Origin of the sequence: Plantactinospora sp. KLBMP9567, assembly GCF_033446045.1 — a bacterium.
Classification (GTDB): Bacteria; Actinomycetota; Actinomycetes; order Mycobacteriales; family Micromonosporaceae; genus Plantactinospora.
This window is the reverse complement of the sequence record NZ_JAWQRR010000009.1, coordinates 178,280-203,787: the sequence shown is the minus strand read 5'-3', so window position 1 is coordinate 203,787 and position 25,508 is coordinate 178,280. Positions and strand designations below refer to the sequence as shown.

Annotated in this window: 30 protein-coding genes and 2 pseudogenes; 17 read left to right on the top strand and 15 right to left on the bottom strand. The window is 71.2% G+C overall.

The genetic code is table 11. The features are described 5' to 3' along the window. Positions 1–186 precede the first annotated feature (186 nt). A complete protein-coding gene (locus tag R6Y94_RS06775; protein ID WP_412102705.1) occupies positions 187–417 on the top strand; it encodes a hypothetical protein in 231 nt (76 codons plus the stop codon). Positions 418–468: 51 nt separating this feature from the next. Continuing rightward, complete coding sequence (locus tag R6Y94_RS06770; RefSeq protein ID WP_318394902.1) at positions 469–663, top strand: hypothetical protein; 195 nt, start codon at positions 469–471, stop codon at positions 661–663. Between the two features lie 18 nt (positions 664–681). Here R6Y94_RS06770 and R6Y94_RS06765 read toward each other — a convergent pair whose 3' ends face one another. The 3 genes from R6Y94_RS06765 to R6Y94_RS06755 form a co-directional block, all read right to left on the bottom strand. Continuing rightward, the gene (locus R6Y94_RS06765) at positions 682–1,200 is read right to left on the bottom strand and encodes a DUF1360 domain-containing protein (protein WP_318394901.1); all 519 of its coding nucleotides are present in this window, start codon (positions 1,198–1,200) and stop codon (positions 682–684) included. A 68-nt stretch (positions 1,201–1,268) separates the two neighbouring features. Next, positions 1,269–1,607, bottom strand: coding sequence for a hypothetical protein (locus R6Y94_RS06760; protein ID WP_318395071.1), 339 nt, complete (start codon positions 1,605–1,607; stop codon positions 1,269–1,271). After that, entirely contained in the window at positions 1,604–1,966 is a 363-nt protein-coding gene (locus R6Y94_RS06755) for a DUF6158 family protein (RefSeq protein ID WP_318394900.1), read from the bottom strand. The genes R6Y94_RS06760 and R6Y94_RS06755 overlap by 4 nt, the downstream gene beginning before the upstream one ends. A gap of 135 nt (positions 1,967–2,101) precedes the next feature. Between R6Y94_RS06755 and R6Y94_RS06750 the strand changes: the two genes are divergently transcribed. Further along, positions 2,102–2,524, top strand: coding sequence for a hypothetical protein (locus R6Y94_RS06750; RefSeq protein WP_318394899.1), 423 nt, complete (start codon positions 2,102–2,104; stop codon positions 2,522–2,524). Positions 2,525–2,527: 3 nt separating this feature from the next. Further along, positions 2,528–2,839, top strand: coding sequence for a DUF3817 domain-containing protein (locus R6Y94_RS06745; RefSeq protein ID WP_318394898.1), 312 nt, complete (start codon positions 2,528–2,530; stop codon positions 2,837–2,839). 151 nt (positions 2,840–2,990) lie between these two features. Here R6Y94_RS06745 and R6Y94_RS06740 read toward each other — a convergent pair whose 3' ends face one another. Further along, entirely contained in the window at positions 2,991–3,176 is a 186-nt protein-coding gene (locus R6Y94_RS06740; protein WP_318394897.1) for a DUF397 domain-containing protein, read from the bottom strand. Positions 3,177–3,486: 310 nt separating this feature from the next. Between R6Y94_RS06740 and R6Y94_RS06735 the strand changes: the two genes are divergently transcribed. After that, positions 3,487–4,353 carry a helix-turn-helix transcriptional regulator gene (locus R6Y94_RS06735; protein ID WP_318394896.1) on the top strand — a complete coding sequence of 289 codons (867 nt, stop codon included), beginning with the start codon at positions 3,487–3,489 and terminating at the stop codon, positions 4,351–4,353. A 102-nt stretch (positions 4,354–4,455) separates the two neighbouring features. Here the strand turns inward: R6Y94_RS06735 and R6Y94_RS06730 are convergent, their stop codons facing one another. Further along, on the bottom strand, positions 4,456–4,995 hold the full coding sequence (locus tag R6Y94_RS06730) for a DUF6232 family protein (protein WP_318394895.1): 540 nt from the start codon (positions 4,993–4,995) through the stop codon (positions 4,456–4,458). Positions 4,996–5,667: 672 nt separating this feature from the next. On the opposite strand from R6Y94_RS06730, the gene R6Y94_RS06725 reads away from it, so the two are divergent. After that, positions 5,668–6,630 (top strand): NlpC/P60 family protein, encoded by a 963-nt coding sequence (locus tag R6Y94_RS06725; RefSeq protein ID WP_318394894.1) that lies wholly within the window; start codon positions 5,668–5,670, stop codon positions 6,628–6,630. Here R6Y94_RS06725 and R6Y94_RS06720 read toward each other — a convergent pair. Together R6Y94_RS06720 and alr are read right to left on the bottom strand one after the other, a co-directional pair. Beyond that, complete coding sequence (locus R6Y94_RS06720) at positions 6,627–7,697, bottom strand: D-alanine--D-alanine ligase family protein (protein WP_318394893.1); 1,071 nt, start codon at positions 7,695–7,697, stop codon at positions 6,627–6,629. The two genes, R6Y94_RS06725 and R6Y94_RS06720, sit on opposite strands and share 4 nt — an antisense overlap. Continuing rightward, positions 7,690–8,868, bottom strand: coding sequence for an alanine racemase (alr, locus tag R6Y94_RS06715; protein ID WP_318394892.1), 1,179 nt, complete (start codon positions 8,866–8,868; stop codon positions 7,690–7,692). Before alr ends, R6Y94_RS06720 begins: the two co-directional genes overlap by 8 nt. A 138-nt stretch (positions 8,869–9,006) precedes the next feature. Between alr and R6Y94_RS06710 the strand changes: the two genes are divergently transcribed. Further along, entirely contained in the window at positions 9,007–9,717 is a 711-nt protein-coding gene (locus R6Y94_RS06710) for a hypothetical protein (protein WP_318394891.1), read from the top strand. Here the strand turns inward: R6Y94_RS06710 and R6Y94_RS06705 are convergent. Then, entirely contained in the window at positions 9,670–10,311 is a 642-nt protein-coding gene (locus R6Y94_RS06705; protein WP_318394890.1) for an AAA family ATPase, read from the bottom strand. The genes R6Y94_RS06710 and R6Y94_RS06705 overlap by 48 nt on opposite strands. A gap of 37 nt (positions 10,312–10,348) precedes the next feature. Between R6Y94_RS06705 and R6Y94_RS06700 the strand changes: the two genes are divergently transcribed. Then, positions 10,349–10,702 carry a DUF5808 domain-containing protein gene (locus R6Y94_RS06700; RefSeq protein WP_318394889.1) on the top strand — a complete coding sequence of 118 codons (354 nt, stop codon included), beginning with the start codon at positions 10,349–10,351 and terminating at the stop codon, positions 10,700–10,702. A 42-nt stretch (positions 10,703–10,744) separates the two neighbouring features. Here R6Y94_RS06700 and R6Y94_RS06695 read toward each other — a convergent pair whose 3' ends face one another. The 5 genes from R6Y94_RS06695 to R6Y94_RS06675 all read right to left on the bottom strand — a co-directional run bounded on the left by R6Y94_RS06695 (position 10,745) and on the right by R6Y94_RS06675 (position 15,711). Further along, positions 10,745–10,951, bottom strand: a complete 207-nt coding sequence (locus R6Y94_RS06695; protein WP_318394888.1) for a DUF397 domain-containing protein — start codon at positions 10,949–10,951, stop codon at positions 10,745–10,747. A gap of 16 nt (positions 10,952–10,967) precedes the next feature. Then, a complete protein-coding gene (locus R6Y94_RS06690) occupies positions 10,968–11,822 on the bottom strand; it encodes a helix-turn-helix transcriptional regulator (RefSeq protein ID WP_318394887.1) in 855 nt (284 codons plus the stop codon). A gap of 259 nt (positions 11,823–12,081) precedes the next feature. Continuing rightward, positions 12,082–13,080, bottom strand: coding sequence for an RNA polymerase sigma factor RpoD/SigA (locus R6Y94_RS06685; RefSeq protein ID WP_412102704.1), 999 nt, complete (start codon positions 13,078–13,080; stop codon positions 12,082–12,084). Positions 13,081–13,572: 492 nt separating this feature from the next. Next, positions 13,573–14,649, bottom strand: a complete 1,077-nt coding sequence (locus tag R6Y94_RS06680; protein ID WP_318394885.1) for an N-acetylmuramic acid 6-phosphate etherase — start codon at positions 14,647–14,649, stop codon at positions 13,573–13,575. Positions 14,650–14,802: 153 nt separating this feature from the next. Next, positions 14,803–15,711 carry a MurR/RpiR family transcriptional regulator gene (locus R6Y94_RS06675; protein WP_318394884.1) on the bottom strand — a complete coding sequence of 303 codons (909 nt, stop codon included), beginning with the start codon at positions 15,709–15,711 and terminating at the stop codon, positions 14,803–14,805. Between the two features lie 443 nt (positions 15,712–16,154). On the opposite strand from R6Y94_RS06675, the gene R6Y94_RS06670 reads away from it, so the two are divergent. Further along, positions 16,155–16,865 carry an SDR family NAD(P)-dependent oxidoreductase gene (locus R6Y94_RS06670; protein WP_318394883.1) on the top strand — a complete coding sequence of 237 codons (711 nt, stop codon included), beginning with the start codon at positions 16,155–16,157 and terminating at the stop codon, positions 16,863–16,865. Positions 16,866–17,193: 328 nt separating this feature from the next. On the opposite strand, the pseudogene R6Y94_RS06665 reads toward R6Y94_RS06670, so the two are convergent. Next, positions 17,194–17,820, bottom strand: a pseudogene (locus tag R6Y94_RS06665) (dTMP kinase); the annotation flags it as partial. A gap of 277 nt (positions 17,821–18,097) precedes the next feature. On the opposite strand from R6Y94_RS06665, the pseudogene R6Y94_RS06660 reads away from it, so the two are divergent. The 4 genes and pseudogenes from R6Y94_RS06660 to R6Y94_RS06645 all read left to right on the top strand — a co-directional run. After that, positions 18,098–18,679: pseudogene (locus R6Y94_RS06660) on the top strand (nucleotidyltransferase); the annotation flags it as partial. Between the two features lie 83 nt (positions 18,680–18,762). Next, the gene (locus R6Y94_RS06655; protein ID WP_318394882.1) at positions 18,763–19,038 is read left to right on the top strand and encodes a hypothetical protein; all 276 of its coding nucleotides are present in this window, start codon (positions 18,763–18,765) and stop codon (positions 19,036–19,038) included. 13 nt (positions 19,039–19,051) lie between these two features. Next, a complete protein-coding gene (locus R6Y94_RS06650; RefSeq protein ID WP_318394881.1) occupies positions 19,052–19,825 on the top strand; it encodes a metallophosphoesterase family protein in 774 nt (257 codons plus the stop codon). A 3-nt stretch (positions 19,826–19,828) separates the two neighbouring features. Further along, positions 19,829–19,972 (top strand): GPGG-motif small membrane protein, encoded by a 144-nt coding sequence (locus tag R6Y94_RS06645; RefSeq protein WP_318394880.1) that lies wholly within the window; start codon positions 19,829–19,831, stop codon positions 19,970–19,972. 202 nt (positions 19,973–20,174) lie between these two features. On the opposite strand, the gene R6Y94_RS06640 is transcribed toward R6Y94_RS06645, so the two are convergent. Then, entirely contained in the window at positions 20,175–20,954 is a 780-nt protein-coding gene (locus tag R6Y94_RS06640; protein WP_318394879.1) for a peptidoglycan DD-metalloendopeptidase family protein, read from the bottom strand. 127 nt (positions 20,955–21,081) lie between these two features. Here R6Y94_RS06640 and R6Y94_RS06635 point away from each other — a divergent pair, with 127 nt between their 5' ends. From R6Y94_RS06635 to R6Y94_RS06620, 4 genes are all read left to right on the top strand, one after another. After that, positions 21,082–21,837 carry an HD domain-containing protein gene (locus R6Y94_RS06635; RefSeq protein ID WP_318394878.1) on the top strand — a complete coding sequence of 252 codons (756 nt, stop codon included), beginning with the start codon at positions 21,082–21,084 and terminating at the stop codon, positions 21,835–21,837. A 169-nt stretch (positions 21,838–22,006) separates the two neighbouring features. Then, a complete protein-coding gene (locus R6Y94_RS06630) occupies positions 22,007–23,350 on the top strand; it encodes an ABC transporter substrate-binding protein (protein ID WP_318394877.1) in 1,344 nt (447 codons plus the stop codon). A gap of 76 nt (positions 23,351–23,426) precedes the next feature. After that, positions 23,427–24,494 (top strand): sugar ABC transporter permease, encoded by a 1,068-nt coding sequence (locus tag R6Y94_RS06625; protein ID WP_318394876.1) that lies wholly within the window; start codon positions 23,427–23,429, stop codon positions 24,492–24,494. Between the two features lies 1 nt (position 24,495). Further along, entirely contained in the window at positions 24,496–25,464 is a 969-nt protein-coding gene (locus R6Y94_RS06620; RefSeq protein WP_318394875.1) for a carbohydrate ABC transporter permease, read from the top strand. Positions 25,465–25,508 lie beyond the last annotated feature (44 nt).

Genomic DNA, 25,508 nt, shown 5'->3' with positions numbered 1-25,508 from the left:
GGGACACTGGACACACCGACACTCGTAGTCAACCTCGGACCCGGGCCCGGTGTTCCGTCCTTTGCCGTGACGGACGTCACCCGTTCGTCCCGAGTACGAGTCACCGCCGCACGGCGGCGGGATGGTACGGCGAACCGGACGGCCGGCCGTCATCCGGGCGGGTTTGGCCGATTCGGCACCGGGTAGCTGATCTCCGTGACCGACCAACCGCCCCGGGACGACTCGGCCAGTCCGGAACTCGACGCGCTCCTCGACGACCTGTACGCCGGTCAGGAGCGGCTCACCCAGTCGGAGATCCAGCGACGGGCGGTCGCCGCCGAGGTGTCCGCCGAACTGCTGACCAGGATCACCGCGCTCCCACAGGGCGAGTACGCGGTCGACGAGGTCGCCGACCTGCTCGGCGGTACGGCCGGCTGACCACCCGGACGGCGAGCTGGCTGACTCCCGGTCGGCGAGGAGGGAGAACCCATGACCGAGGACGACCGGCCGCAGCGGGCCGGCCTGGCCCCGCTGGGCCAGGCACCCGGCGACACCGAGCCGCGGGACGACCCCGACTTCACCGCCGAACACGACAAGACGGCGGTGGACGAGGAGATCATCACCGGCAGCGACACCGAACGGGAACCGGAGTCGCCCCGGGGCTGGTCCGGCATGCAGCGCTGAGCCTGGGCGGAGGCGGAGCTACGGCCGGGAGGCGGCGCGCTGCGCGACGGCGTAGCCCATCTGGAGGAAGTCCGAGGCGGCGACGGCGGTGAGTGCCACCGCCACCAGCCGGGTCAGCCGGGGTGCGAGCACCAGGCCGCCGGTCAGCCCGGTGGCGACCCAGACGGCCAGACAGAACGGGCAACTGAGCAGTTCGCCGACGGCATGCTTGGTCGAGCTGCCCTCGTCGCGTACCTGCTCCATCACCTCGCCGCTGCCGATCGGCCGGTCGTACCGGGTGAACGGCGCGCGCAGCGGGCTGGTCACGGCGTCCTTGGAGAGCAGCCGACTGAGCTTGTGGGTGGCCACCGACAGCAGTACCACGTCGGAGGTGCTCGGCCGGTCCGGAGCCCGCCGCCCGGTCGTCTTCGCCGCGGCGGCCAGCGCCAGTGCCGCCCCGGCGTAGGTGCCCATCGCCGCCAGGTAGCCGCCGAGCGGCCGGTGCTCGTCGGGCGCGTACGCCTGCCGAAGTCGCGCCACCTTGTTCCGTACGTTCATCCCGCCTCGTTCCGCGTTCCGCCTGCCGTCCGCTGCCGCCTGCCGTTCATCCCGGGGCACCGGCACGCTCACCCCGGGGTGAGGTTGTCGTCGACCTCCCGGGCGAGGCTGGTCAGTGACTCGTCCGCGATCTCGTGCAGCCGCCGCTCCGGCGGATCGGCCTCCAGTTCGAGTCGTACGGTGGCTCCACCGGCGTCGACCGGTGACACCTGCAACTGAGCCGACCAGTCGGGGGGGCCGGCGCTGCGCCACCGGGCCCGCAGGTCGGCAGCGGTCAGTTCCGCTCCCGGCACGCCGTCCTGGCGCAGCGGGGCGGGCAGCCAGGCCGAGACCCGGTCCGGGTCGGTGGCGGTGCTGAACACCACCTCCGGTGGGGCGGAGATGCCCCGCTCGGCACGGGCCGTCACCACGCGCCGTCCCGCAGGCGGCTCGGGTCGACCTCCCGGCCCGGATGCCGGGTCAGGTACTCGGTCTCCAGTTCGGCGGTCCGCCGCAGGTGGTTGCCGAGCGCGGTGTCGGCGGCGTGCCGGAGCGTGTCCAGCCTGGTCCGGTGCAGGCTGTGCATCTCCCGGAACAGGTCCTCGTCGCTCAGCTCGACCGGGTCGATGCCGAGGACCTCCTCCTCGGCGGCCACAAAGTCACTGGCCGTGCCGCCGCGCCGGACCGGGTCACCGTCCCACTGGCCGACCCGTTGTTCGGGACTGGCGTCGATCGGCGACCCGACGTCGGCCGGGGAGAACTCGTCGTGGCGTACTGATTCGGACATCGTCGCCCCCGATAACTCGTTTGGGTGGACGACTAGACGGTTGCCCAAACCGGGTAGCGCCAAACCCCGACCGGCCGGCCGACACTACGACGCCGCGTCGGAGACGGGACCCGCCCGCCCGGTACGCTCGTGGGCATGAAACGGCTGTGCACACCGGCGTGGATCGTGCGTCACGTGCTCACCGTCGCGCTGGTCGTCGGCTTCCTGGCCCTCGGCTGGTGGCAGATCAGCCGGGCCCTGGCGGGCAACACCCTGAGCTGGGCGTACGCCTTCGAGTGGCCGATCTTCGCCGGGTTCGTCGTCTTCCTGTGGGTGCGTGAGGCGCGCTACACGCTGCGCGGTGGCCGGCCACCGGCCGCCGAGCCGGCCGCTCCGCCGGCCCGGCCGACCACTCCGGGGGTACGCCGACCGGTGCGCACAGCCCGGCCACGGCTGGCCGCCGAGGGCCCGGAGGACCCGGCTCTGACCGAATACAACCATTACCTCGGATGGCTGAACGCCAATCCGGGCGCTCGCCCCGCCGACTATCCCGGCCTGGGCCGGCAGCAGGAAGGATGAACCGTGGGCGCAGCCCTGACCCGCTACCGTGTGGTCGCTTACGTCGTCGGCGTCGTGTTGATCGCGCTCGTCGTGGTGGGCATGCCGCTCAAGTACCTCTGGAACGACCCCGTGGTCGTCGAGACGGTCGGACCGGCGCACGGCTTCCTCTACATGGTGTACCTGCTGGCCACCTTCGACCTGGGGCGCCGGGCGCGCTGGCCGCTGAGCCGGATGGTGCTGGTCATGCTCGCCGGGACGATCCCGTTCGTCTCGTTCTTCGCCGAGCGGGCGGTCACCCGCCAGGTGCGCCAGCCGGAGCCGGTGGCCGGCTGAACGCCGCGCCGGGGCGGTCGCCGACCGCGAGCCGCCCCGTTCCAGCAATGAGCTGATTCATTTGAATGTCTCGCGATATGCGAGGTCAAGCACCATGCTCAGCGGTGCCCGATAGCCGGGACGTGAATGAATCACGTCACGGGGTCGGATTTCACGCGTTGCGGAGCCCGTCCACGAATGCCTGCCAGGCACCCGCACCGAACAGCAGCGACTGCTCCGGATCGACCGAGTCGCGGACGGCAGCACCGCCCCCGACCTGAGCCACCTCGACACAATGCTGCGATTCGCATCGGGTGCTCTTCCGCCAGTCGAGCTCGGCGGAACCAGTCTGTGACATGCGCCCTCCCCGGCACCTAATAGCGTAGCGGCAGGTGCCGCGACAGGGAGAGAGGCTACCCTCGCCACCGCATTCCGCACAGCCCGCAATATTCCGATTATGATGTACCCGTCGACAATGGACACAACCGGTGATGGCGTCGTCGCGGCAAGCAGGGACGCTGGTGGAACGCAGCGGGCCCGTGTAGCCTGCACAAAAGTCTGGCGATCCGGCAGGTAGCCGGTAGCCAGGTGGCAGGTTGCCGGGATCAGAATGAGCCGAATTGACCCTCGCTCGGCCGCCGGGACGCCGTTTGAAGGGAGCGTTCCCGATGACAACGGCGTACGGCCCGACCGTGGGTCGCCGCAAGCTCCGCTCGGCGATCCGACGGGCCCGGGAGGCCGCCGGGTTCACCCAGGAGCAGGTGGCCGTCGCGATGGACTGGTCGCTCTCCAAGCTGATCCGGATAGAGGCAGGGTACGTCTCGATTTCGACCAACGACGTCAAGGCGTTGCTCAACCACTATCAGGTGCGCGATCCGGAACAGGTCGCCGAACTGGTGCAACTGGCCCGGGTGTCCCGGCAACGCGCCTGGTGGTCGCAATATCGTGACGCACTGCGGCCCGCCTATTATTCGTACATCGGGCTGGAGGCGGAGTCCTCGGAACTCTATTTCTACCAGTCCGTCGGCATGCCCGGACTACTCCAGACAGAGGCGTACGCGCAGGCGGTTCTGAAGACGGTAATTCCCAAACTGGACGATCCCGAGGAGGCACAGGCCTCCGTCACGTTGCGGTTGCGTCGCCAGCAGGAAATGCTCGGCCGCGCCGATCCGCCGAATATTGTCGTGGTATTCGACGAAGCGGCACTGCACCGGCAGACCGGCGGTCCGGCTGTCATCCGGGAACAACTCCTGCACCTGGTCGGCCTCGCCGACTCCGGTCGGATCACCGTCCAGGTGCTGCCGTTCACCTCCACCGTCTACACCCCGCTCGGGCAGTTCGTGATCGTACGTTTCGCCGCCGGGGAGGACGCCGACGTCGTCTATCTGGAGAGCACCGGCCTGGAGGACGTACTCGACGACCCCGAGGCGGTGACCGCGCACCTGCGGACCTTCACCGGGCTCCGCGAGGCGGCCCTGACCCCGGCCGACTCGCTGCGCCGGATCTCGGAGATCGCCGCCGGCCTGACCGACTGAGGGGCGGTCCTCCGCCGCGCAAGCCGGTCCGGCCGGCCGGCCAGGACGGGGCGGCACCGCCGGACCGGCGACGGTCCGGCGGGCACGCCTTGGACGCACTCCCTAGGGCATCGGCTCGTACGGGGTGTCCGAGGCCGGCGGGAACGCCAGCCCGCCCAGCCGGGCGGCTTCGCGGGCCCGGATCAGCGCCCGGGTCACCTGACCGAACTGCCGCTCGTGGTCGGAGCTGAACAGCAGCACCGTCTCCCCTTTGTACCGTCCCCACAGCTCGTACGCCGGCGGCCGCCACCGGTGGCCCATCAGGGCGAGACCGACCGGCACGAAGGCCGCGAGCCCGAGCCCGGCGTACGTGGTTGCGGGGAGCCGGTAGAGGTCACCGGTGTAGCCCAGCGCGACTCCGATGCCGACCAGTACCGCGGCGGTGACCATCACCGCGCGCAGCGTCAGTCGGTCGTGCGGCCCGCGGGCGGTTTGCAGGTGGGTGAGTTCGGGGATCGAGAACTTGCGGCCGGCGACGATGAAGGCCTCGTTGGTGATCCGCACGCCGGGTGCCCGGTAGAGGTCGACCGGACGGGGGCGGGCCAGTCCAGATACCTCGAATGACGCGTCTGGCAGGTGGACGGGAGGGCGAGTAGGCTCCATTCTTGCCTCCAACGGCTCCTGAGGCGGGCTGGTGTGGATGGTTCGTAGAGATCGGCATCTGGTGGCAGCCGGATGCCGATCGTCTTGCCGGCGGTCTGGGGCGCACGCAAAGGCCCGGAACTATGGCTGGTTCATTGCACGCGACCTCGCCCCCCTGCTGGCGACTACGCCGGGTACTGCTGCGCCGGGCCCCCGGAGAGCCTGTCGGCTCCCTGCATTCATTGTGCGAAGGGCACACCAGCAACTGGAAGGGACGCAGACAGCCACCTGGCTGATTTCCAGGCGGCACCCGGGCCACTCGTCGTCCTCTGCCCGATTGTGTGATGGTTTGCCCATACTCAGCCAGAACCGCTATCCGCCAAGACCGACCTATCGGACGAAGGATCAGGGAGTGGCGGGGCAACACGTCCACCGCCAGCCAATATCACTCCCGGAGCACACGTCGACACGATTCGTGATCACGACATTCGGGTTATCGCTCGCCACCGTCGCATCTCACCCGCCGGCCACTGTCGGTAATCCCGGGCCCGGGCTACGTTGAACCGGCTGGCCCGGTCGTCAGTCATCCTCCGGGTGGCGCCGGTCCGGTGCCGCCGCAGGCAGCACTCGCGGTGGCGTAAGACCGCCGCCCGCTCCATCCCGGCGGCGCAAGGAAGAAGGGTTCTGCACACGTTGTCTTCGGTGCGGATCCTGCTGCGTACCCTCGTCACGGCCGGCCTCTCGGCGGCGCTTCTCGCCCCGATGTCGGCGGCCCGGGCCGAACCCTCGGCGAGCGAGCTCACGCAGCGGATCAACAAGGCCTCCGCCGAACTGGAGAAGGTCGTCGAGTCGTACAACAAGCTCAACGAGGAGATCAAGGAGAGCAAGGCCGCCGCGGCCACGCTCAGCGCCCGGATAGGACCGCTGCAACAGCAGGCGGAGCAGAGCCGGGCCGAGGTGGCCGAGCTCGCCACCCGGGCGTACAAGCTCGGCGGCCTGAGCACGGCGAGCGCGCTGCTGAACCGGGGCGACGCCAGCGCCCTGGTGGGCCGGCTCGGTGCGCTGGAGCAGTTGGCCCGGGACCGGGACCGGCAGATCGCCGGGTTCGACGCGACCCAGCGCCAGTACGCCGAGGAGAAGGCCCGGCTCGACGCCACGCTGGCCCGGCAGACCGCGCAGGCGAAACAACTGGCCGCCGGCAAGAAGCGGATCGAGGGCGAGCTGGCCAAGCTCTACGAGATGCGCCGCGAGGCGTACGGGTCGGCGACCTCGTCCGGCAGCAGGTACACCGGCAGCGTCCCGGCGGTCTCCGGCAAGGCGGGTGTCGCCGTCCGGTACGCCTACGACGCGATCGGCACGCCGTACGTCTGGGCGGCCGAGGGCCCGAACGGCTACGACTGCTCCGGGCTGACCCTGGCCGCCTGGCGGGCCGCCGGCAAGTCACTGCCGCACAACGCCGCGATGCAGTGGGACAAGGTGGCACACATCAGTCGTGGGGAGCTGAAACCCGGCGACCTCGTCTTCTACAGTGGACTCGGCCATGTGGCGCTCTTCGTCGGCAGCGGCAAGGTGATCCACGCACCGCAGGCGGGCGAGACCGTCAAGCTCGCCAGCGTCGACATGATGAGCCCGTACGGCTACGGACGCGTCCGCTAGTCAGACCCGGGTCGTGGGGGGGGCGGCCCCGGGGGGGGCGCGGGCGGCCCCCCCGGGGGGCCCCCCCGGCCGGGGGGGGGCCGCCCCGCGAACGCGTTCTGGACCAGCACGTCCAGCAGCTCCGGATAGTCCAGCCCGGCGACCTGCCAGATCCGGGGATACTGCGAGACCGGGGTGAAGCCGGGGAACGTGTTGACCTCGTTCAGTACCGGTGCCACCCCGTCGCGGAGGAAGAAGTCGATCCGGGCCAGCCCGGCGCAGCCGAGCGCCCGGAACGCGCGTAGCGCCAGGTCGGAGAGAGCGGCCGTGACCGCGGCGTCCAGCCGGGCCGGAATCTCGAAGACCGTGCCCGGGTCGTCGTACTTGGCGTCGTAGTCGAAGAACGACCGGTCGCCCGGGACCCGGATCTCCAGCGGTGGACCGACCTCGAGCCGGCCGTCGGGACGTTCGAGTACCGCCAAATCGATTTCGCGCCCGGGGACCGCCGCCTCGACCAGCACCTTCGGGTCGCTGGACCGGGCCCACTCCAGAGCGGCCGGCAGCTCGGCCCAGTCGGTCACCCGGGTCACGCCGAGGCTGGAGCCGGCCCGGGCGGGCTTGACGAAGACCGGCAGACCGAGCCGGCGCAGCTCCGCCTCCGGCGGCACGCCGTCCGGGTCGGTCGGCCGGGACACCACCGCGTCGGCGACCGGGATCCCCTCGGCGGCGAGCAGCTTCTTGGTGAACTCCTTGTCCATTCCGACGGCGCTGGCCAGAACGCCGTTGCCGACGTACGGCACGCCGGTCAGCTCCAGCACCGACTGGAGGGTGCCGTCCTCGCCGTACGGGCCGTGCAGGGCCGGGAAGATCACGTCGACCGTACGCAGCCGGTCGACCGCCTCGAAGACGCTGACCGGCGCTGCGGTGCCGAAGACCCACTGCCCGGTCCGGGTGATCAGCACCGGTTCCGGCCGGTAGCGCGCCGGATCCAGGTTCTCCAGTACGCTCGCCGCCGACTGGCGGGAGACCCGGTGTTCCCCGCTGCGCCCGCCGTAGAGCACCGCGATCCTGATCGTCGACTCAGACATTGACCCGCTCCCGTCCGCTGTGCCGCTCGGCCCGCACCGGCAGGTAGCGCCGGCCGACCCGGGACCCGATGCCGGTGAAGATCTCGTGCGGGTTGGTACCGGCCCAACCGGCCCACTCGACGACCGTCGGCTCGCCCCGGTCACCGGGCCCGAAGACCAGCACCTCGTCGCCGGTACGTACCGGCAGGTCGCCGACGTCGACGACGATCTGGTCCATGGTCACCCGACCGGCGACCCGGCACCGGCGGCCCCCTATCCAGACCTGGGCCGCTCCGGCGGCGGCCCGGGGGATCCCGTCCGCGTAGCCGACCGGCACCAGCACCAGGGTCGTCGGGGCGGCCGTGACGTAGTCGTGCCCGTAGGAGATGCCGGTGCCCGCCGCGACCCGCCTGGTGAGGATGACCCGGGACCGCAGGGTCATCGCCGGCCGCAGTCCGGCGGGCAGCCCCGGCAGCGGCTCCACGCCGTAGACCGCGATGCCGGCCCGGACCAGGTCGAAGTGCGTCTCCGGCCGGCCGACCAGGGCGGCCGAGTTCGCCAGGTGCACCAGCTCGGGTGCGAGCCCGGCGGTCCGGGCCAGTGCCAGGGCCCGACCGAACCGCCGTAGCTGCGCGGTGTCCCGGGGGTCGGCCGGCAACTCCCCGCCGGCCAGATGGGACCAGAGCCCGCGAACCCGGATCCGCCCGACGTTCTGGAAGCCGCGCGCCAGGCGTACCAGCTCGGGCCATTCCTCGTCGCTCGCCCCGTTGCGGGAGAGCCCGGTGTCGACCTTGAGGTGCACCTCGGCCCGTACGCCGGCCCGGGCCGCCCCGGCGGCGATCCCGCGCAGGTGTGCCACCGAGGGCACCGACAGGTCGATCCGGGCCGCGACGACCGGGGCGAAGTCCTCGTCCTCGGCGTGCAGCCAGCACAGCACCGGCGCGTCGACGCGGCCGGCCCGCAGGGCCAGCGCCTCGGCCCGGGAGGTCACGCCCAGCCACCGCGCGCCGGCCGCCAGCACCGTCCGGGCCACCGGCAGGGCGCCGTGCCCGAACCCGTCCGCCTTGACCACCGCGAGCAGCTCCGCACCGGTCCGTCCGGACAGGGTACGGGCGTTGTGCGCGATCGCGTCGAGGTCGACCACCGCCTCCGCGAGTGGGGTCAGGCCACCCGCTCCGCCGAGTTTGATCACGTTGGGTGAGCCTAGGAGGAGTCTGTGCGGTTCTTGTGAAGCCGAAGTGCGGGAACGGTTCGGCCTGCCGGGAGCGCTGCGCGAGCCGAGGCCGTGCCCGAACCGGCGACGCACCCGGTCAGGCGCTAACCTGCCGGGATGACCCCGTCGGAGGCCAGCACACTCGCCGCTGCGGTGCTCGACCGCCTCGCCCCGCACCTGCCCGAGGTCGCCTCGGCCGGTGAGCCGGGCCCGACAGGACCGGAGCGCCGGCTCTACGACCTGGTGGCGGAGCGGCTGCGTACCCTCGACGAGTCGGAGGCGCTGGCCGACCTGGTCCGGGAGCCCCGGAACAACTCACTGGTCAAGCGCCTGCTGAGCACCGCCGCCGCCGAGGATCCCGGGTACGCCGCCGAGCTGGGCGCCGCCGTCGAGGCCCTGCCGGCCGAGGCCGGTGCGCCGGTCCCGGCGAATCGGACGGCCGCCGGCACGGCGACGCGGCCGGAGACCGGGGAGCCGGTCGGGGCGGCGGCTGACGCCGTACCCGGATCGGCCGGTGGTCGACGGCCGCGCCGCTACGGTCCGTGGATCGCGCTGGGCGCGGTCGTGCTGTTGCTGGTGGTCGGCGGCCTGGTCGTCCGTGCGGTGCTCGACGGGCTCACCGACGCCGGTGGGCTGACCGCCGACTCGACCTGCCGGGAATACCAGCAGGCGCCGCCCGAGGAGCGGGTCGCCGCGATCCGCCAGATCGGGCTGGCCAAGGGCATTTCCGGAGTGGACAGTCCGCTGGTGATGACGGCGGTGGACCAGCTCTGCGACGCCTCACCGTCGGCACGGATCGGCGACCTGGTCGCCCGCTTCGACGGCTGAACCCTCGACGCCCGAGCGCCCTTGACCGCCATTGGCACGACTCAGGTGACGTCCCGCCGCAGGGGTACGGCGACGGCGAGCACCGCGGCCACCGCCGCGTAGCCGGCGAGCAGCAGCCCGCTGCCGAGCGGTGACATCGGCACGGTCACCGGCGCCGGCGGTGTCCGGCGCGGTCGAGGTGAGCCGGAGGAAGAGTTGTTCGAGGCTTCCCGACGCGCCGACGAGGTCGGCGAGCCGGCCGGCCACCACCTGCCGTCCGCCACGGATCACCACGACGTCGTCCACCATCTGCCGGACCTCGCTCAGTACGTGGCTGGAGATCAGCACGGTCCGGCCCTGCCCGGCCAGCTCGCGGAGGAAGTCCCGCAGCCAGGCGATGCCCTCCGGGTCGAGCCCGTTGCCGGGCTCGTCGAGCAGCAGCACCGGCGGATCGCCGAGCAGCGCGGCGGCGAGGTTCAGCCGCTGCCGCATTCCGGTCGAGAAGCTCCGGGTCCGGCGGTGGGCCGCGTCTGAGCCCTCCGCTCCGAAGCGCTCGGCCAGCCAGCACCGGCTCTTCCTCCGGCGCATCTCCCGGGCCCTGCTGGTGCTCGCCACCTGCGGAAACCTCACCATCCTCTGCGCCGTCCCGCCGATGTGGCAGGGACGGGCACCCGGTCCGCTGGCCACCGTCGCGATGCTGCTCTCCGCCCTGCTCGGCACCGTCTACGTGATCGTCGTCGGGGTACGCGCCGGTCAGGGCGGCAGCCGGATCGCCACCGTCCCGGCCCCGCCGGCCGAACGCCCCGACGCCGCGCACCCCGACGACGACCGGCACTGGCGGTTGGCCGGCCTCTGCTACGTCAACCGCGACGACCCGGCGATCCTGGTGCAGAAGCGGATCGGCGTCGGCTGGACCCTCAACTTCGGCAACCCCCGGTGCGTGCTGCTGCTGGCCGCCGTCCTGGCGGCGCTGCTGGCCGGCGTCCTGGTGCCCGGGCTGGTCTGAGGAACGGGCCGCCGGGGCGATCCGCAGCCGGGGATCACCGGGTCAGCCGGGGACCCGGCCGTCGGAGCCGAGGACGGTGAGAAAGGCCACCCAGGCGGTCGGCACGAACCGGAGTACCGGGCCGGCCGTGTCCTTGGAGTCACGTACGGCGACGCCCGCGGCGAGCCGGGCCACCTCGACACAGTTGCCGCCCTCACCGCCAGATCGGCTGCTCTTTTGCCAGGTCAGCATGCTTTCGTCCGGCCGCATCCCGTCCGGCCCTCCCTCACGTCCAGAAGGCCGCCGTCTCCCTGAGCAGCCGCGCCGATTCTTTCCGCGACAACGCTGCCGCAACCAGGTGGTCGAAGGCAAGCGCGAAGGAGGCGATCTGGGCCGGCTCGTCGATGTAGAGCGCGCCGGTCCGATGTTCGGTGTAGACGAGGCCCGGATCGGTGGGCTCGGGAAAGCCGAGGATCGCGAACGCCCGGCCGAAGGCGGTGTACGCCGGACTGCTGAACCGGACCACCCGCAGCTCGACGTGGGACCGTTCGGCCAGCACCGCCAGGTGGCCGAGTTGGTCGCGCATGATCGCCTCGTCGCCGACCCGGCAGCGCAGTACCGCCTCGCCGAGCACCACCCGCAGCCGCATCGGGTCGTGCTCCTGCAACCGCCGTTGCCGGGCCAGCCGGAGCTCCACCTGCCGGGTCAACTCCTCGGCCGGCGCGAGCGGCTGGGTGGACCGGATCAGCGCGGCGGCGTACGCCTCGGTCTGCAACAGCCCGGGCACCAGATGGGTCTCCACGGTACGGATCTCGGTCGCCTCGGACTCCAGTCCGACGTACACCTCGAACCAGTCCGGGATCGCGCCGCCGTAGGTGACCCACCAGCCGCGCTGGGTCGACTGCTTGGCCAGGGTCGCCAGCACCTCGCGGGTACGCTCGTCGGCCACCCGGTAGATGTCGAGCAGGGCGAGGACGTCGCGGGTCCGGGTGGAGTGCTTGCCCGCCTCGATCCGGGAGATCTTGGCATCGGAGCACTTCATCCGCTGTGCGACCTGGAGAAGCGTGAGCTGCTCCCGTTCGCGCAGGCGACGCAGCTCGATGCCGAGCCGGCGACGCCGGGCGGTCGGACTGATCGGCACGGAGTCCTCCCCGGATTCCTCCGTCGGTGGTGGGCACGCCACCGTCCGCCGGCGACGCACCTCCCGACGCGAGCGGAACTCACTGTCGTGGTGCCGGTCACCCTAATGGTTGATGTTGGTACGGCGCTCCGCAGGCACCCGGCGTCCGGTCCCGGGTACGACGACGAGCGGCCGGCGTCCGGAGTCGGACGCCGGCCGCTCACCGGTTCGTCGAAGTTGTCGACCCGCCGGCCCGCCGCCGGGAGTCAGCCCTGCTCGCTCAGGCAGCCTGTAGCCCCTCGGCCCGGGCCAGCTCGCGCAGCCGGCCCAGTGCCTGGATCTCGAGCTGCCGGATCCGTTCCCGGGAGAGCGAGAAGCGGGAGGCGACCTCGGTCAGCGAGTGCTCGCGGCCGTCCTCCAGGCCGTACCGGGCCCGCATGATCCCGGCCGACCGGTCGTCGAGGTGGTTCAACAGGCCCTCGATGCGCTGCCGCTCCAGGCCGGTGAGCACGATCTCCTCCGGCGACGGGGCGTCGCTGTCCGCCACCAGGTCACCGAGGTTGGTGTCCCCGTCGTCACCGACCGGCGTGTCCAGCGAGACGGTGTCCTGCGACCAGCGGACCAGCTCGTGCACCCGCTCCACCGGCACGCCCAGCGCCGCCGCGATCTGCTCCGGCTCCGGGTCGCTGCCCAGTTCACGGGTGAGCTGGCGGGCCACGTTGCGCATCCGGTTGACGTCCTCGACCAGGTGCACGGGCAGCCGTACGGTGCGCTCCTGCTGGGCGATCGCCCGGCTGATCGCCTGCCGGATCCACCAGGTCGCGTACGTCGAGAACTTGTAGCCCCGCTCGTAGTCGAACTTCTCGACCGCCCGGACCAGACCGGTGTTGCCCTCCTGGATCAGGTCCAGCATCGGCATCCCGGAACGGACGTACCGGCGGGCGATGGAGACGACCAGCCGGAGGTTGGCCCGGATGAAGAGGTCCTTCGCCCGCTCCCCCTCGACCACCAGCCGCTCCAGCTCCGCGCGGCTGACGCCGGCCGGGAGCTTCTCGGAGTCGATCAGGTGCTCAGCGTAGAGGCCAGCCTCGATGGCCTTGGAGAGGTCGACCTCGGCGGCGGCGTCGAGCAGCGGTGTGCGGGAGATCTCGTGCAGGTACACGCCGACCAGGTCGCGCTCCTCGGCGACCTCGTCGGTCCGCATCACGATCTTCTTCTCCACGTTCCCCACGGTCCCCTCGTCGTTCCTCCCGGTGGCCCGGGTTCCTGCTCCTGCCATCCCCACGTTCATCAGCCCTCCCCGTAACTTCTGCTGTGCCCCGCGGTGCTGACACCTACACAACAGTTGAGACGCGTTAGGGATTCCATCTGGTGAGTCGAAAGTGTCACGAATGCCTGAGTAGTTGCTGAAAGCACGATCGACGTTTGCTGTCAGTCGTCCCGATCGGAGCATGTCGGAGCCGGCGACACCGCAGCTACGGGGCCTGCGACGGCTCTACACCGGCTATCGCATCATCGCCACACAACGACACACAGCGATCCACGTCACCAGGTTGCTGCGATACTCGTCACGCTTCGATATACGCACGGCGCGGCCAGTCGGTTCATCCCGCCGCCCCAGGGTTACCCTTCCGCCTGCCCAACAATCCGGAGCCCGGAGATAGTCCCGGGCCGGTACGTCGGTCCCCGACACTCCCGGCGACGCCCTCCGCCAGGCCCGGGCCTGGCCGGCCGGAACCGGACTCCGGGGGAGTCGGCAGACGCCCGGGAGTCAGCCGGCGAGCAGGGCGATCGCGCCGCGTACCTGGTTCGCCGAGCGGTCCAGCGCAGCCCGGGCGTCGGCCGGGGCGGCACCGGACAGCAGCGACACCAGGGCTGCCTTCAGGTCACCGTCGGCCTCGGTCAGCGCGTGCTGCGCGACCTCCTCCGCACAGCCGGTGGCCTCCACGAGGATCGAGATCATCCGTCCCCGCAGTTTCGCGTTGGTGGCCACCATGTCGATCATCAGGTTTGAGTAGACCCGCCCCAGCCGCACCATCACGGCCGTGGAAAACCCGTTCAACACCAGTTTCTGCGCGGTCGCGGCCTTCATCCGCGTCGAACCGGTAACCACCTCCGGGCCGGTCTCGACCCCGATGAACACGGTCACCGACCGGGCCGCCGCAGCGCCCGGATCGGCACAGATGAGGGCGGTGTCCGCGCCCAGGTCGCTCGCCGCGCGCAGCGCCCCGAGCACGTACGGGGTACGCCCGCTGGCGGCCAGGCCGACCACCAGGTCACCGGGGCGTACGCAGGACCGCGCCTCCTCGGCACCGCCGGCCTCGTCGTCCTCGGCATCCTCGACGGCCCGCCACATCGCGTCCGGCCCACCCGCCAGGTGGGCGCAGAACCAGCGGTCCGGAGCGTTGAAGGTGGGCGCCAGCTCGGCGGCGTCGAGCACACCGAGCCGCCCCGAGGTGCCCGCGCCGAAGTAGTGCACCCGGCGCCCGGACCGCAGCGCCGTGACGGCCAACTCGACCGCCACCGCGATCTCGTCCAGCACCTTCGCCACGGCGGCCGGTACCCGCCGGTCGTCCTCGTTGATCACCTTCAGGACGTCCCGGACGGACATCACGTCCAGGTCGAGACTGCGCGGGTTGCGCAGCTCGGTCGGGGAACTGACCCGGACCACCGCCCGCGGCTCCCGCCCCTCGGCCACGCCCGCCGTCGGGCCGGGGTCTCCGGGCCGCCCGCCGCCGTCCTCCGGCCGGTGGCCGGGCCCGGTCGGCGGGTAAGAGGACCCCGCGTCGGAATCCGGACGCGGGGTGGCGGCAGATAGCGCACCGGGCTCGACCCGTCCGGCCGTCATGTCCGCCCCCCAGCGCCTCGACCACCGCAGAGCCCGGGACTCGCACCGCCGCCGCCTCGCCGCGGCCAGCGCCCGTGACTCATACCGTCGCCTCGCCGCGCACGGCGCCGCAGTGCGACACCGTCGCGCCGGACCGGCAGGTCCGCCCGCTTCTCATGCCCGCCTCCCCTTGACCCGGTGCGCGAGCACCGCTTCGGCGGTGACCTCAAGTGCCTTCTTGGCTCTGGCCCGGTTGCGCGCCGCGACCCCGACGAAGAGGCAGTCGACCACCGTCAACTGGGCGAGCCGGCTGGCCATCGCGCCGGACCGGTACGTCGTCTCCCGGGCCGCCGTGGTGAGCACGTAGTCCGCGACGTCGGTGATCGGCGACCGTGGGAAGTTGGTCAGCGCGACCGTGGTCGCCCCCCGGGCCCGCGCCTGCTCCAGCACCTCGATCGCGTCCAGCGTGGTGCCGGTGTGCGAGATGCCCATCGCCACGTCGCCCTTGCCGAGCAGAGCCGCCGAGGTGAGCGCGGTGTGCACGTCCGGGAAGTAGAACGCGGTCCGGCCGATCCGGTGCAGTTTCTGCTGGAAGTCGGAGGCGACGAAACCGCTCGCCGCGGCGCCGTAGATGTCGACCCGGCCGGCGCCGCTGATCGCCTCTACCACCTGCTCGCAGACCGCCGCGTCGAGCTGCTCCGCGGTCTCCTCGACCGCCCGGGCGTCACTGAAGGCGATGGTCGCGATGATCTGTGCCAGGTCGGCGCCGGGCGGGATGTCGCCGCCGACGACCCGGGCGTCCGGCGGCTCCACCCGGCGGGCCGCCTCGGCGGCGAGCCGGATCCGCAGTTGCGGGTAGCCGTCCATGCCGACCGACCGGCAGAACCGGATGACGGTGGCCTCGGAGGTCTCGGCGGCGGTCGCGAGGTCTGTGATGGTCCGGCGAGCGGCGTCGGCGGGATCCGCTACGACGAGTCTGGCGACCCGTTGCTCGGCGGGCGACAGCGACGGGAGCAGGCCGCTGATATGGACAATCAGCCCACTTGTCTCGTGACTCGCAGAAACCTTCGCAGTCTTCACCACGGATGAAACTTACTTTCACGGAGGCGGGAGCGTCAACCATGACGCGCTACACCTGCGAAAGTACGCCCAACCGGTGGGAAATTACGGCCGGTCCGGCCAGCCGAGCGTGCCATTCCCACCACACCTTCGTCTCGGCAGGGTCACCGAGCCCGCAACACTGGACGGCATCCGGGTGAATAGTCATCCATCGATAGGCTACCGGAGTGGCCCCGGCTGCGGGCCGGCAAACCGGGCGGAAAACCGGTGCCCGACGACCACGGGACCGCTTCCCACCGTACGACGGGGCGGCGCGTCCGGCCGAACGGAAGGCTCGGGCCTGGGTGCTGCCGGGTGGTGGGCCCGAACCGCGCCGTCCAGATCGGACCCTCCGTCCCGCGGCTGCCGGGCGTGGCTCGGGGCGATGTGCCGGCAACGCGCCTGGTGCTGCCGATAGCCTGGCAGGCATGGCGGATCGCACTGTGTTCATCAGCGGCGGAGCGGGCGGGCTCGGCGGGGCGGTCACCGCCGCGTTCGTCTCGTCCGGGTGGCGGGTGGTCGTACCCGTACGGCCGGCCGGCCGGGCGGCGGAACCGGCGGCCCTCCCCGGCGAGGCGGGTGACGGGGTGCTGCGGGTAGCGGCGGACCTCACCGATCCGGAACAGGTCGCGGCAGCGGTCAAGGTGGCCGGCGGTGCCGCCGGGGCGCCGTTGCGGGCGGTGGTGAACCTGGCCGGCGGGTACGCGGCCGGCGGCCTGGTGCACGAGACCCCGGTCGCCGACTTCGAACAGATGATCTTCCGCAACCTGCGCCCGACCTACCTGGTCACCCGCAGCGCGCTGCCGTACCTCCTGGAGGCCGGCGGCGGATCGGTGGTCTGCGTCTCCTCCCGGGCGGCGCTCGCCCCGTTCCCCGGTGCCGCCGGCTACGTCACCGCGAAGGCGGCGGTACTCGCCTTCGCCTCGGCGGTGGCCGCGGAATACCGGCAGTCGGGCGTGCGGTGCAACACGGTGCTGCCGAGCATCATCGACACGCCGGCCAACCGGGCGGCGCAGCCCAGCGCGGACCACTCCCGTTGGGTGGCCCCGGCGGAGATCGCCGGGGTGATCCGTTTCCTGGCCAGTGACGAGTCGGCGCCGACGAGCGGTGCGACGGTACCGGTGTACGGCCGGGCCTGACCGACCCGGCCCCGGCCGGCTCGACCCCGTCCGGTCCGGACGACCGGGTGGCCGGATCCGGCGTACCCAGCGGATCCTGGGCCCGCGAACCGGTCGGGTCGAGCGCGCCCGCCGGATCCGGTGAGCCGGTCGGGCCGGGTGAGCGGGTGCCGGCCGAGCCGGTCGGATCGGTCTCGGCGGGGTCCGCGGCACCGACGGTCGGTGCCGCCTCCGGGACCGGCCCGGGGCCGGTGGACCCGGAGTCCGCGACGCCCGGCACGGGGCCGGATCCGCCGGACGGTACCGGCGGCGGGCTGCCGAACCCGGGCGGTCGGCGGTCGGCCGGCAGCCAGTCCCGCACACCGGCCTGGATCGCCCGGGTCACCTCGTCCGGGGAACGGTTGGCGTCCACCACCACGAACCCGGCGAACTCCGGCAGCGAGCGGTACGCCGCCGCTCCGGCGGCCAGGTAGGTGATGTTCTCGTGGTCGGTGCCCCGAGCCTCGATCCGCCGGTACGCCTCACCCGGGTCCACCGCGAGCAGGATGGTGATGTCGGGCGGGGGGAAGATCCGGTACAGCAGCCGGGCGAGGGTCTCCCAGCGACGCCCGCCGCCGTGCGCCCGGATGCTGGCGTACTGGCAGACCGAGTAGCGGTCCATCACGGCGACCCGGGAACGGAGCCGGGAGCGGAGCAGTGCCCGCGCGATGGCCAGCCAGCGCAGCGCCGACTCGGCCAGCAGCATCCCGTCCCGGCCCAGCAGACGCTGGGCGTCCCGCCGGCCCAGTTTGCGGGCCAACCGGCCGAACCACCGCCGCCCGCCGGCGTTCTGCCAGTACGTCGCCGGTATGCCGGCCTCGGTCAACGCGTCCGCCAGCCGGTGTGCCTGGGTGGTCTTGCCCGAGCCGTCGATTCCGACCAGGGCCACGGCCCGCAGCCGTCCCCCGTTCCGCCGCTCCTGGAGAGTTCGGGCCACGCTCAGCAACGGTACCCGGCCCGCGCAGCCCCCCGGCCCGACAAAGCCGCCGCCGTCCGGGCTGCGCGGGATGAGCCGTTCCGGCCGGCCCGTCCCGCCGGCCCGGCCACGCTCTCCGTGCCGGTACGTCCGGTTCCCGCCGGGTGCGGTGCCGCTGCCGGCCCCGGGCCACCACCACCCCGATCCCGGCCCAGGTGTGAAGGAACGAAGTGCCGGGTACCGGTAAATCTCCACCCCATTGACCAGATGCCCAATGGCCTTTGACCCGGGAGACCCGATGGATCACAACGGCGACGAGACCCTCCTTGCCACGCTCAAGCGGGTCGCCGCCGTCCTGAAGCAGTCCGAGATCCCCTTCGCGCTGGGTGGCAGCTTCGCGGTGTACGCGCACGGCGGCCACTCCAGCGACCACGACGTCGACTTCCTCATCCGCGAGCAGGACACCGAGCGCGCCCTGGAGGCGCTCGTCGAGGCCGGCTTCACCGCCGAGCGCCCCCCGGAGGACTGGCTGGTCAAGGTCTGGGACAACGACCGGATGGTCGACCTGATACACCGGCCGATCGAGACCCCGGTCACCGACGAGACCTTCCGGGACACCGTGGTACGCCCGGTCGACGCCATCCACATGCCGGTACTGTCGGCCACCCATCTGATGGTGCACAAGCTGCTCAGCTTCTCGCAGCACTACTGCGACTTCGCCCGTGGGCTGCCGCTGGCCCGCTCGCTCCGGGAACAGATCGACTGGGACCGGGTACGCAAGGAGACGGCGCACTCCCCGTACGCCGAGGCCTTCCTGGTGCTGCTGGACCGGCTGGACGTGGTGCCCTACTCCCCGGCCGGCGAGGAAAAGCGCTACCCGGCCGGCGAGCAGAAGCGCTACTCCTCCCCGGCCGGGGAGGAGAAGGGAATGACCGGCATTGACGAGCGGAGCGAGGTGGCGACATGAACCAGCGCGGCACGGCGGGCACCGAGCCGCCCGACGACTATCTGGAGGCGGCTATCCAGCGCCTGCTCACCGAATGCACCGAGATCGCCGAACAGGGCATCACGGTGACCCGCCGGGACCATTCGGTGGTGCTCTGCGGCGAGGTGGAGAGCGCGCAGCGCCGCGAGGAGATCCTCCGCCTGGTGCTGGAGCACTTCCCCGAGGTGCCGGTGACGGTCGACATCGGACTGATCCGTACCCAGGCGCCGACCGAGGTGGAGGAGCTGCGGTGAGGGAGGCGACGACATGGTGATCCGGATCGCGGCGGTCGGCGACGTGCACCTGGACCAGGACGTGGTCGGGCGGTTCCGGCCGGCCCTGGAACAGTTGCCGGACCGCGCCGACGTCCTGCTGCTGGCCGGTGACCTGACCAGGCACGGCACCGAGTCCGAGGCCCGTTGCGTGGCGACCGAGTTCGGCAACCTCGGCGTACCGGTGGTCGCGGTGCTCGGCAACCACGACCACCACTGCGACGAGGTACCGGCGGTGATCCGGGTGCTGGAGGACGCCGGCATCCTGGTGCTGGAGGGCACCAACGTGGTGCTGGAGTGTTCCGGGACGCGGCTCGGCATCGCCGGCGCGAAGGGCTTCGGCGGCGGCTTCGCCGGCCGGTGCGCCAGCGAGTTCGGCGAACCGGAGATGAAGGCCTTCGTCCGGACCACCAGCGACATCGCCGAGCAGCTCGGCGAGGCGTTGCGCGAGATGGACTGCGACCTACGGGTGGCGCTGACCCACTACTCCCCGGTGCCCGACACCCTGGCCGGGGAGCCGCCGGAGATCTATCCGTTCCTCGGCTCGTACCTGCTCGGTCAGGCCATCGACTCGGCGCCGACCGAGCTGGCGCTGCACGGCCACGCGCACGCCGGCAGCGAGCGGGGAACCACCCCGGGCGGGGTACGGGTCCGCAACGTCGCGCACCCGGTGATCAAGCAGGCGTACAGCGTGTTCCACCTGCACCCGCCCTTTGCCGGAGCCACCGCGGGCAAGGTTTCCGCGATCAGTGCCGGGGGTAGTCCCTGAGCCATGGAATTCTTGCTCTGGATCCTCGCGGTTGTACTGGTGGTCGCCGGTGTGCTGGCACTGTTCCGGCGGCAGATCCTCTGGGGCGTCGTGCTGATCATCGTCGGACTGCTCGTCGGCCCCGGCGGTGTAAGCCTCTTCAACTGACGCGAGGCCGACGTTGCCGCAGCGCCGGCCCTGCATCGCTGAAGAATCCCTGTCCGTACCGAAGAACCCCCGACAGGCAAGCCAGGGCGCCGCGCCCGGGTCTCCGTCTCTCCCCCTGGATGACCCGGGCCCGGCGTCCCGGCGATCTGTCTTCGTCGGCCTACCGGCGATTCGTCTTCGCCGGCCTACCGGCGGCCGGCGCTCAACAGCGTGGTACGCCGGGGATGAAGCCGTCGTAACCGGTGAGGACGTACGCGTCGGAGATGAACCGGCCGGTCCCGATCCGGTCCCAGATGTTGCTCGTGCCGTAGGTGCCGGTCACCGTCGTGCCGGTGGTCTGGCAGTAGATGGTGACCCCCGCCCCGTCGGCGACCGTGCCGACCGAGGAGTAGCCGGTGCCGGGGCCGGACCGGACGGTCAGCGGGCTGCCCGCGGTGTTCACCGTGCCGGATCCGGCGCCGCCGCCGGAGCAGGCGTTGTCGCTGGTGTAGGTGCGGGTGCCCCAGTAGAGCGCCAGCGTGCCGTTGAACCGCACCTGGATGTCGGAGCCGCCCTGCCGCTGCTCGTAGTGCAGGTGCGGGCCGGTGGAGCCACCGGTGGTGCCGACGTACCCGATGACGGTGCCGTAGCCGACGGTCCGCCCGACGGCCGTGTTGAAGCTGTTCAGGTGGGCGTAGTAGGTCGTGTACCCGCTGCCGTGGTTGATCCGGACGTACTTCCCGTAGCTGCTGCCGCCGAGGTCGGCGACGACGTCGACGGTGCCGGGGGCGCTGGCCACCACCGGGTCGCCCTGGTCGTCGGTGCGGTTGAAGTCGACGGCGTACGCCGGGCTGTGGTTGGTGCGGGTCTGCCCGGACCAGGACTGGCCGCAGGGGAACGGGACCTTGAAGGTGGGTGCGGCGGCGGCCGGCGAGGCCGGCACCAGCACCGCGGCGGCCAGCAGCAGGCCGGCACCGACGGAAGCGGACAGGCGGAAGCGCACGATGACCTCCCATGGCGAAAGTTTTCCATGTATGAATTGATCGTGGCAGGAAACTTCAGCCAGTGGAAGAGCGGAACCGGGCCCGGGAGGACCCGCCGGCGGGGCCGATCCGGTATACCTGGACGACATGGCCTCGCCGACGTACCTGAAGAGCATGCCGCTGCACGCCGTGACCGAGGTCTACGGCGAAGCCGGCCTGCGGGACCGGTTCCGGCTGGAGGCCGAGCGCTTCACCCCGGCGGAGCAGACCCGGCTGGCGGCGGCGCTGGACCTCGCCGGCACGCTGCACCGCAACGACCGCCGGGTACGCGAGCCCTACCTCAACCACCTGCTCCGGGTGGCCATCCGGATCATCTGCTACTACTCGGTGACCGACGTCGACGTGATCGTGGCGGCGCTGCTGCACGACGCGGTGGAGGACCACCCGGCGGAACTCGCCGGCCTGCCCGCCGGGACGACCGGGCCGGCGGCCACCGAGGCGGCGCTGGCCGAGGCGGCCCGGCGGTTCAACCCCCGGGTCGCCCGGCTGATCGCGGCGGTCACCAACCCGGAGTACGACCCCGACCGTGACCGGAACGAGCAGTATCGCGCGCACCTGGCGGTGAGCCTGGACCGGGAACCCTGGGCCCGGGTGATCAAGGTGTCCGACTTCACCGACAACGGTGTGGGGGTCATCCACACCACCGGCGACAAGGTGCACCGCTCGGCCCGGAAATACCGGCCCCTGGTGCCGCTCTTCCGTGACCTGGTCACCCGGCCGGACACTCCGCTTTCCGCGGAGGCGCGGGCACACATCCTCGGCCAGCTCGACCTGGCCGAGCAGCGCTTCGCCGCGATCCTCGACGAGCCCGAAGCCGTACCGGCGGCCCCGGCGTCCGAGTAGCCGGCGGCGTCCGGTCGGCCCGGCAGTAGCGGCCGGGTTTCCGAATCGTTACGGCCTCGTGGCTCAGCGGGTCTGGACGACCTTGGCTGCAAGCGCTTACATGTGGTGACGCCCACAGGCCGGCTCGGAAGCCACAGGCAACCGGACGCCGGCACGAAAGGAGGACGGCATGGCGGTCCAGTCCAGACCACGCCAGGCCTTCGCGATCGCCAGTGTGTTGGCCCTGGCACTCGGCGCCACCGCCTGTTCCGGCGACAGTGAGAGCGGGCTCGACCCCGACTCGGCGGAGTGCACACCGTACTCGGCCTACCAGGGTCACGACGGCGAGAGCGTTTCCATCTACGCGTCGATCCGGGACGCCGAGGCCGACCTGCTGCGGCAGTCGTGGAAGCAGTTCGAGGACTGCACCGGCATCGAGATCGACTACGACGGCAGCGGTGAGTTCGAGGCCCAGCTCCAGGTCCAGGTCGACGGCGGCAACCCGCCCGACCTGGCCTTCATCCCGCAGCCCGGGCTGCTCGCCCGGTTCGCCCAGGCCAACAAGCTCAAGCCGATGACGGCGGAGCAGAAGACCCTGGCCGAGACGAACTACCCGGCCGACTGGCTGAAGTACGCCACCGTCGGCGGGCAGCTCTACGGCACGCCGCTCGGCGCCAACGTGAAGTCCTTCGTCTGGTACTCGCCGAAGGCATTCGCCGATAAGGGCTACCAGGTGCCCACCACCTGGCAGCAGTTGATGGAACTCAGCGACAAGATCGCGGCGACGAACCAGAAGCCCTGGTGCGTCGGGCTGGAGTCGGGCGACGCCACCGGATGGCCGGCGACCGACTGGATCGAGGACCTGATGCTGCGTACGCAGACGCCGGAGGTCTACGACCAGTGGACCACCCACGGCATCCCGTTCAACGACCCCCGGGTGCTCCAGGCCGTCGACCAGGCTGGTCAGGTCCTGAAGAACCCGAAGTACGTCAACGGCGGCTACGGTGACGTGAAGAGCCTGACCACCACCCCGTTCCAGGAGGGCGGCCTGCCGATCCTCCAGGGCCAGTGCTCGATGCACCGGCAGGCGAACTTCTACGCCAACTACCTGCCGGAGGGCACCAAGATCGCCCCGGACGGCGACATCTACGCCTTCTACTTCCCGGCGGTCGACCCGGCCAAGGGCAAGCCGGTGCTCGGCGGCGGCGAGTTCACCGTCGCCTTCACCGACGGCCCGGCGGTGCAGGCCGTCCGGCAATACCTGATGACCGGCGAGTACGCCAACTCGCGGGCCGGACTGGGCAACTGGATCACGCCGAACAACAAGCTCGACGTCAGCAAGGTCGAGCAGGCGGTCGACAAGCTCTCGATGGAGGTCCTGCTCGACAAGAGCGCGGTCTTCCGGTTCGACGGCTCGGACCTGATGCCCGCCGCGGTCGGCTCCGGCACCCTCTGGAAGGGCATGATCGACTGGGTCAACGGCAAGGACACCAAGAGCACCCTCGACTTCGTCGAAGGCTCCTGGCCGAAGTGACACCCCGACGGTCCGGCCCGCGCCACTGCGGGCCGGACCGTTCGGCTTCCCGAACGTCTTGGCGTTGGAGGCGCTGATGGATTTCGCCGACGAGGCACCAAAGCTGCTCATGCTGCTCTACGGCCTGATCGCCTTCGCGGTCGTGGTCGGCGGACTGCTCGTGCTGCTCGACGTCGTACCCAACTGGTTCGCCCGGCGCCGCGAGGCGGCCCTGGTCGCGGCCTCGGCACAGGGCCCGGCGGTCGCCGCCGGCCCCCGGCCGCGCCGCCGGTCGGTGGCGAACCGCCCGGAGGGCGCGCTCGCGCTCTTCTTCCTGCTGCCCACCCTGGCACTGCTCGCGATCGGCCTGGTCGTACCGGCCGTCCGGACCACCATCCTGTCCTTCATGGACGGTGGCAGCGACAACTGGGTCGGGCTGGCCAACTACCGGTGGATGTTCGCCCAGGACGAGATCCTCGGCATCCTCACCAACACCCTGATCTGGGTGGTCCTGGTGCCGCTGGTGGCCACCGCCATCGGGCTGGTCTACGCCGTCCTGGTCGACCGGGCCCGGTTCGAGGCGGCGGCCAAGGCACTGATCTTCATGCCGATGGCGATCTCGTTCGTCGGCGCCAGCATCATCTGGAAGTTCGTCTACGCCTACCGCTCCGGGGAGTACGACCAGATCGGCCTGCTCAACCAGGTCTGGGTGATGCTCGGCGGCGAGCCGCAGCAGTGGCTCAACAACCCCCCGCTGAACACCCTGCTGCTGATCGTGATCATGATCTGGATCCAGGCCGGCTTCGCCATGGTGGTGCTCTCGGCCGCGATCAAGGCGATCCCGGCCGACGTCGTCGAGGCGGCCCGGCTGGACGGGGTGAACCCCTGGCAGATGTTCTGGCAGATAACCATGCCGAGCATCCGGCCGGCCCTGATCGTCGTGGTGGTCACGGTCTCGATCGCCACGCTCAAGGTCTTCGACATCGTCCGGACCACCACCAACGGCAACTTCGACACCGGCGTGATCGCCAACGAGATGTACAACCAGGCGTTCCGGTTCGGCCAGACCGGCCAGGGCTCGGCGCTGGCCGTCTTCCTCTTCATCCTGGTGATCCCGATCGTGATCTACCAGGTCCGCAACCTGCGTAAGCAGCGGGAGGTTTGAGATGACCACCACCACGCCTCCCGCGCTGGCCGGCACGCAGTCCGTGGCCGCCCCGCCGGTCACCCGGGCCGGCCGGGTACGCCGCCGGCTCAACAGCCCGGTCGCCACCGGCGCGTCGATCCTGATCGCGGTGCTCTGGACGGTGCCCACCTTCGGCCTGTTCGTCTCGTCGTTCCGGCCGGAGGACGAGATCAAGACCACCGGCTGGTGGACCGCGTTCACCAACCCGCAGTTCACGCTGGAGAACTACCAGGAGGTGCTCTTCGGCCGCTCGGCCTCCTCCGGGCAGCTCGCCGGCTACTTCGTCAACTCGCTGGTGATCACGGTCCCGTCGGTGCTCTTCCCGCTGGCCTTCGCCGCGCTGGCCGCGTACGCGCTGGCCTGGATCAACTTCAAGGGGCGGGACTGGGTCTACATCGCCGTCTTCGCCTTGCAGATCGTGCCGTTGCAGATGGCACTCGTACCGCTGCTCAGCTTCTTCTCCGAGGGGGTCAGCCTGGGCGGCGTCGAGCTGATGCCGGCGTGGAACCTCGACGACGAGGAGAAGTTCGTCCAGGTCTGGTTCGCGCACACCTGCTTCGCGTTGCCGGTCGCCGTCTTCCTGCTGCACAACTTCATCTCGCAGCTACCGAAGGAGCTGATGGAGGCGGCCCGGGTGGACGGCGCCAGCCATCCGAAGATCTTCCGTTCCGTCGTACTGCCGCTGATCGTGCCGGCGCTGGCCGCGTTCGGCATCTTCCAGTTCCTCTGGGTCTGGAACGACCTGCTGGTGGCGCTGATCTTCGCCGGTGGCGGGAGCGAGACGGCACCGCTGACCGTACGTCTGGCCGAGTTGGCCGGTACCCGGGCCAACGAGTGGCAGCGGCTCACCTCGGGCGCGTTCATCTCCATCGTCGTACCGCTGATCGTGTTCCTGTCCCTCCAGCGCTACTTCGTGCGTGGCCTGCTCGCCGGCGGCGTCAAGGGTTGACCGGCCGTCGCGGGTTGACGGCTGTCGGGCGGGCGGACCGCCCG

Bases quoted from the DNA above. Each gene is read 5' to 3' on its own strand.
- R6Y94_RS06720 (WP_318394893.1), bottom strand. From the start codon at position 7,697: ATGTCTGAGTCGACGATCAGGATCGCGGTGCTCTACGGCGGGCGCAGC.
- R6Y94_RS06740 (WP_318394897.1), bottom strand. From the start codon at position 3,176: ATGTCACAGACTGGTTCCGCCGAGCTCGACTGGCGGAAGAGCACCCGA.
- R6Y94_RS06655 (WP_318394882.1), top strand. From the start codon at position 18,763: ATGAACCAGCGCGGCACGGCGGGCACCGAGCCGCCCGACGACTATCTG.
- R6Y94_RS06670 (WP_318394883.1), top strand. From the start codon at position 16,155: ATGGCGGATCGCACTGTGTTCATCAGCGGCGGAGCGGGCGGGCTCGGC.
- R6Y94_RS06700 (WP_318394889.1), top strand. From the start codon at position 10,349: ATGTGGCAGGGACGGGCACCCGGTCCGCTGGCCACCGTCGCGATGCTG.
- R6Y94_RS06645 (WP_318394880.1), top strand. From the start codon at position 19,829: ATGGAATTCTTGCTCTGGATCCTCGCGGTTGTACTGGTGGTCGCCGGT.
- R6Y94_RS06730 (WP_318394895.1), bottom strand. From the start codon at position 4,995: ATGGAGCCTACTCGCCCTCCCGTCCACCTGCCAGACGCGTCATTCGAG.
- R6Y94_RS06755 (WP_318394900.1), bottom strand. From the start codon at position 1,966: ATGTCCGAATCAGTACGCCACGACGAGTTCTCCCCGGCCGACGTCGGG.
- R6Y94_RS06625 (WP_318394876.1), top strand. From the start codon at position 23,427: ATGGATTTCGCCGACGAGGCACCAAAGCTGCTCATGCTGCTCTACGGC.
- R6Y94_RS06765 (WP_318394901.1), bottom strand. From the start codon at position 1,200: ATGAACGTACGGAACAAGGTGGCGCGACTTCGGCAGGCGTACGCGCCC.
- R6Y94_RS06685 (WP_412102704.1), bottom strand. From the start codon at position 13,080: ATGGCAGGAGCAGGAACCCGGGCCACCGGGAGGAACGACGAGGGGACC.
- R6Y94_RS06620 (WP_318394875.1), top strand. From the start codon at position 24,496: ATGACCACCACCACGCCTCCCGCGCTGGCCGGCACGCAGTCCGTGGCC.
- R6Y94_RS06680 (WP_318394885.1), bottom strand. From the start codon at position 14,649: ATGACGGCCGGACGGGTCGAGCCCGGTGCGCTATCTGCCGCCACCCCG.
- R6Y94_RS06770 (WP_318394902.1), top strand. From the start codon at position 469: ATGACCGAGGACGACCGGCCGCAGCGGGCCGGCCTGGCCCCGCTGGGC.
- R6Y94_RS06650 (WP_318394881.1), top strand. From the start codon at position 19,052: ATGGTGATCCGGATCGCGGCGGTCGGCGACGTGCACCTGGACCAGGAC.
- R6Y94_RS06710 (WP_318394891.1), top strand. From the start codon at position 9,007: ATGACCCCGTCGGAGGCCAGCACACTCGCCGCTGCGGTGCTCGACCGC.
- R6Y94_RS06750 (WP_318394899.1), top strand. From the start codon at position 2,102: ATGAAACGGCTGTGCACACCGGCGTGGATCGTGCGTCACGTGCTCACC.
- R6Y94_RS06630 (WP_318394877.1), top strand. From the start codon at position 22,007: ATGGCGGTCCAGTCCAGACCACGCCAGGCCTTCGCGATCGCCAGTGTG.
- R6Y94_RS06635 (WP_318394878.1), top strand. From the start codon at position 21,082: ATGGCCTCGCCGACGTACCTGAAGAGCATGCCGCTGCACGCCGTGACC.
- R6Y94_RS06735 (WP_318394896.1), top strand. From the start codon at position 3,487: ATGACAACGGCGTACGGCCCGACCGTGGGTCGCCGCAAGCTCCGCTCG.
- R6Y94_RS06695 (WP_318394888.1), bottom strand. From the start codon at position 10,951: ATGCGGCCGGACGAAAGCATGCTGACCTGGCAAAAGAGCAGCCGATCT.